The following is a 4733-nucleotide window of genomic DNA, read 5'->3' on the forward strand; positions in this document are numbered from 1 at the left end:
CAACGTCGCCCGCCCCGCACGCCCACGCTCGGCCGACGTCCGGCTCGACGCCACCGCCACCCATCTCGAACTGAGCATCGCCGACGACGGCGCGGGCTTCGGCACGCACGACGCCGATCGCGAGCACGATCACGCCCGCACCGGCCGCGGCCTGCTCCACATGCAGGCGCGCTGCGCGGCGTTCGGCGGCGCGCTCTCGATCGATGCGCGCCCCGACGGCGGCACGCTGCTGCGCGCGCGCTTCGCGTGGCACGCGCTGGCTGGCCGGCCCGCAGCGGCCGCGCAGGCTTCGGCTTCCTGAGGCTCGGACGATGGCGTTGAACCTGCTGCTCGTCGACGACCACGCGATCGTCCGCCAGGGCATCCGTCAACTGTTGATCGACCGCCGCGTCGCGCGCGAGGTGGCCGAGGCCGAAACCGGCGCCGAGGCGCTCGCCGCCGCCGACAAGGGCAATTTCGACGTGATCCTGCTCGACATCTCGCTGCCCGACATCAACGGCATCGAGGTGCTCAAGCGCCTCAAGCGCAAGCTGCCGTCCACGCCGGTGCTGATGTTCTCGATGTACCGCGAGGATCAGTACGCGGTGCGCGCGCTGAAGGCCGGCGCCGCCGGCTACCTGTCGAAGACGGTCAACGCCGCGCAGATGATCTCCGCGATCCAGCAGGTCGCGGCCGGCCGCAAGTACGTGAGCCTCGCGCTGGCGGAAGCGCTGGCCGAATACGTCTCGTTCGAGAACGAGCCGCTGCCGCACGAAAAGCTGTCCGACCGCGAATATCAGACGCTCTGCATGCTCGCCTCGGGCAAGCGCCTGACCGACATCGCCGTCACGCTGTCGCTGTCGGTCAAGACGGTCAGCGTGTACCGCACGCGGCTGCTCGAAAAGATGAAGCTGTCGAACAACGCCGAGCTGACGTTCTACGCGATGAGCAACCGGCTGCTCGACATGACGCCGCCGGCTCCGCCCGGCGCCTGATTGCCCGCCAAGCCCGCGCCCCGGCGCGCGCTCCCCGCGCGCAAGCCCCTGTTTTCATTGGACGAACAGGTGCAACCCGAATAGGGCAACCGCGCCGGATCGGCTAAAATGCCGGGTTCTACCGAATACAACCCTCGTTCGCGGCCGCCGCCGGCCGCGCGACTCACGTCCAACAACCATCCGCATGTCACTTCTTCGCAAGAAAAACGTCGACCAGATGATCGCCGGCGCGCAACGCGCCGGGCTCAAGAAGGCGCTCGGCGCCGTCGACCTCACGTTCCTCGGCATCGGCGCCATCATCGGCACGGGCATCTTCGTGCTGACCGGCACCGGCGCCGTGCAGGCCGGCCCGGCCCTGATGGTCTCGTTCATCGTCGCGGCCATCGCCTGCGGCCTGTCCGCGCTGGCCTACGCCGAATTCGCCTCCACCATTCCGGTGGCCGGTTCGATCTACACCTACTCGTACGCCACGCTCGGCGAGCTGGTGGCCTGGATCATCGGCTGGGATCTGATGCTCGAATACAGCCTCGCGGCCTCGGCCGTGTCGGTGGGCTGGTCGGGCTATCTGCAATCGCTGCTGAAGGGCTTCGGCGTCGTGCTGCCCACCGTGCTGACGGCCGCGCCCGGCTCGGTGCCCGGCGTGCACACGCTGTTCGACCTGCCCGCGTTCGCCGTGATGATGGCGATCACGGCGCTGCTGTCGGTCGGCATCCGCGAATCGACGCGCGTGAACAACCTGATGGTGTTCATCAAGGTGGCGGTGGTGGTGCTGGTGATCGCCGTGGGCGTGTTCCACGTCACGCCGGCCAACTGGACGCCGTTCATGCCGCACGGCTGGTCGGGCGTGTTCGGCGCGGCGGCCGTGATGTTCTTCGCGTTCATCGGCTTCGACGCGGTGTCGTCGGCCGCCGAGGAAGTGAAGAACCCGAAGCGCGACCTGCCGATCGGCATCATCGCGTCGCTGGCCGTGTGCACGGTGCTGTACGTGACGGTCGCGGCGGTGGCCACCGGCATCGTGCCGTCGGCGCAATACGCCGGCATCACGCACCCGATCTCGTACGCGCTGCAGGTGGCCGGCCAGACGTGGGTGGCGGGCTTCATCGACCTGGGCGCCGTGCTCGGCATGCTGACCGTGATTCTCGTCATGACCTACGGCCAGACCCGCATCACCTACGCGATGTCGCGCGACGGCCTGCTGCCGCCGGTGCTGTCGCGCGTGCACCCGCGCTTCCAGACGCCGTTCGTCGCCACCTGGGCGATCGGCCTGCTTTGCGCGCTGATCGCCGCGCTGATCCCGCTCAACGTGCTGGCCGAGCTGATCAACATCGGCACGCTGGCCGCGTTCGCGATGGTGTCGATCTCGGTGATCGTGCTGCGCCGCACCCGCCCCGATCTGCCGCGCGCGTTCCGCTGCCCGGGCGTGCCGTTCGTGCCGATGCTGGCCGTGGCCGCCTGCCTGTTCCTGATGCTGAACCTGAGCGCGGTGACGTGGGAGGCGTTCATCATCTGGCTGGTGATCGGGCTGGTGATCTACTTCGTGTATTCGCGCCGCAATGCGAAGATCGCGCAGGGTGGCGACGCGGAATAAGCCCGCTGCCTCGCCCAACAAAAAAGCCCGTCGTCCGACGGGCTTTTTTTTCATCCTCGCGCCACGCGCGCCGCGCTCAGGTCAGCGCCGTCACCAGCGCCGCGACGATCGAGCCGCCCACCAGCACCGCGCCGATCGTGCGGCGCTTGTTCAGTTCGGTCCAGAGCAGCACGCCCGTCAGCGACAGCAGCACCATCGCGCCGGCGATCGTATCGACCAGCAGCACCCAGAAGATGTTCATGCCGACGCCGCGATGCAGGTTCATCAGCGTCGTCATCACCGAGTTGTCGCTGCGCTTGACCGACACGAAATTGTTGCCGACCCAGTATTCCGCGTTCACGTTCGCATGCGGCTTGAACAGCGAGATCTCCCAGTGCTCGGGCTGCATCACGCTGCGATCGCCCCAACTGACGGCCTGCGCCGGCTCCTTGCGGATGCGCGACCGGCCACCATCGAACTTCAGTTCGTCGATCAGCCAGGCCTGAAGCTTGGCCGGCGTCGTCGGCGCGGCGGCCGGCAGCGGCAACTGCACTTCGGTCACGCTCGGCGCGCCCGGCGAGATCCGCAGCGGCGGCGCACGGTGATTCAGCACGAAACCGGTCACGCCGAACATCAGGCCCATCACCGCGCCCCACAGCCCCACCCAGCCGTGCACCTTGCGCAGCCACTTGATGAACGTGGCGCGCCGCGAGCGCTGACGCCGCGCGGCCAGCTCGGCCTCGGCCAGCGGCCGCGCATGCGCGTCGTACGGGTTGGGGGTGGCGACGCCCGTGGGCAACGTGGATTCGATCGATTCGGGCGCGTTCAAGCTGACTCCAATACCAATGCAAAGGGCGGCCCGCGATTCCGATCGCCGGCCGCCCAGTTCGATTTAAATGAGAATCGCTATCATTACACAACAATATGACAGACTCAATGCGCCCCGCTTACGGCGGCCTGCGGCGGATCGGCCACCCCGCTCGGCGCACCTCGTATCGGACACCACAAAATTCGTCATTCGATGTAATTTCGCCACGCGCAAACGTTTCGTCGGCGCTAGAATCCGACTTCATCCGAACCTGCCGCGTACCCGCCGGGGAATCACCGGGGCGCGTCGCCGGCCGCCTTGCGCGGCGCGGCTTTCCATGGCATCCGGATCGAAAAGACGAACAAAATAATCGGGGCCAGCGTTTCATGAACGACATCGCATCGACGCCAGGCGTGCCTCCGCATGCGCCTGCCGTCCCACCCGCCGCTCACGCCGCGGCCGCACCGGCCGACACCTGCCGCATCCGCTTTTCCGTTCAGCCGCGCCCGCACGACGCGCGGCGGCACGCGCGTCGCGGCGGCTTTCCGGGCCGCGGCACGCTGCGCTTCGCGGCGAACGGCGCCGCGCTGTCGCTCGACGGCCGATCCGGCGGCCTGTTCGGCGCCGCCCCGTTTCACCTCGCGATCCCGCGCGCGCAGATCTTCGACGCCGGCAGCGCCGGCAAACGCGTGTTCTTCGATCTGCACACGCCGGACGGCGTGCTGGCCGTGGCCCTGCTCGCGGCCGACGCCGCCACGGCCGCGCGGATCGCGGGCCGCCTGCCGATGCAGGTCACCTCGGCGTTCGCGACCGAACCCGACGCCCAGGCGCGCCACGCCGATCGCCTGCAGGCGCAGCCGGCCGCCTGGGTCACGTGGGCGCTGATCGCGCTCAATCTGCTGCTGTACGCGGCGATGGTGGCAAGCGGCGTCGCGCCGCTGAAGCCCGAGCTGCCGGCGATGATCGCGTGGGGCGCGAACTACGGCCCCGACACGCTCGACGGCGATTGGTGGCGGCTGCTGACCGGCACGTTCGAACACTTCGGCGCGGTGCCTCTGGCGGCCAACATGCTGGCGCTGGCGTGCTTCGGCCCGCTCGCGGAACGGCGCTACGGCAGCCAGCGCTTTCTCGCGCTCTATCTGTTCGCCGGCGTGTTCGCGGGCATGACGAGCGTGATGCGCGACGCGATGCAGTGCTCGGCCGGCGCGTCGGGCGCGATCTTCGGCGTGTTCGGCGCGATGCTGGCCTATCTGCTGCGCCGCCGCCGCGAGCTGCCGGCGCTGGCGCACGCCCCTCGGCGCGCGCTCGCGCTCGGCTTCGTCGCCTATTGCCTCTACATCGGCCTGACGTACTCGATGATCGACGCCGCCGCGCAGCTCGGCGG

Annotated in this window: 5 protein-coding genes; 4 read left to right on the plus strand and 1 reads right to left on the minus strand. The window is 68.9% G+C overall.

Annotated elements, in window-relative coordinates; genetic code table 11:
• From G3N92_RS30905 to G3N92_RS30915, 3 genes are all read left to right on the plus strand, one after another.
• The coding region (locus tag G3N92_RS30905; RefSeq protein ID WP_339385851.1) for an ATP-binding protein at positions 1–301 on the plus strand (301 nt) is incomplete at its 5' end.
• Between the two features lie 10 nt (positions 302–311).
• Positions 312–974, plus strand: a complete 663-nt coding sequence (gene rqpR / locus G3N92_RS30910; protein WP_206131345.1) for a response regulator transcription factor RqpR — start codon at positions 312–314, stop codon at positions 972–974.
• A 184-nt stretch (positions 975–1158) separates the two neighbouring features.
• Positions 1159–2562 carry an amino acid permease gene (locus tag G3N92_RS30915; protein ID WP_206131346.1) on the plus strand — a complete coding sequence of 468 codons (1404 nt, stop codon included), beginning with the start codon at positions 1159–1161 and terminating at the stop codon, positions 2560–2562.
• Between the two features lie 76 nt (positions 2563–2638).
• On the opposite strand, the gene G3N92_RS30920 is transcribed toward G3N92_RS30915, so the two are convergent.
• Entirely contained in the window at positions 2639–3370 is a 732-nt protein-coding gene (locus tag G3N92_RS30920) for a PepSY-associated TM helix domain-containing protein (RefSeq protein ID WP_206131347.1), read from the minus strand.
• Positions 3371–3735: 365 nt separating this feature from the next.
• Here G3N92_RS30920 and G3N92_RS30925 point away from each other — a divergent pair.
• Positions 3736–4733: rhomboid family intramembrane serine protease (locus G3N92_RS30925; RefSeq protein ID WP_206131348.1), on the plus strand; the 998-nt coding region annotated here is incomplete at its 3' end.

The sequence above is a fragment of the Burkholderia sp. Ac-20379 genome (genome assembly GCF_017104645.1).
GTDB lineage: Bacteria > Pseudomonadota > Gammaproteobacteria > Burkholderiales > Burkholderiaceae > Burkholderia.

What these genes read in the sequence shown, in the direction of transcription:
- rqpR (WP_206131345.1), top strand. Translation starts at nt 312, where the DNA reads ATGGCGTTGAACCTGCTGCTCGTCGACGACCACGCGATCGTCCGCCAG.
- G3N92_RS30915 (WP_206131346.1), top strand. Translation starts at nt 1,159, where the DNA reads ATGTCACTTCTTCGCAAGAAAAACGTCGACCAGATGATCGCCGGCGCG.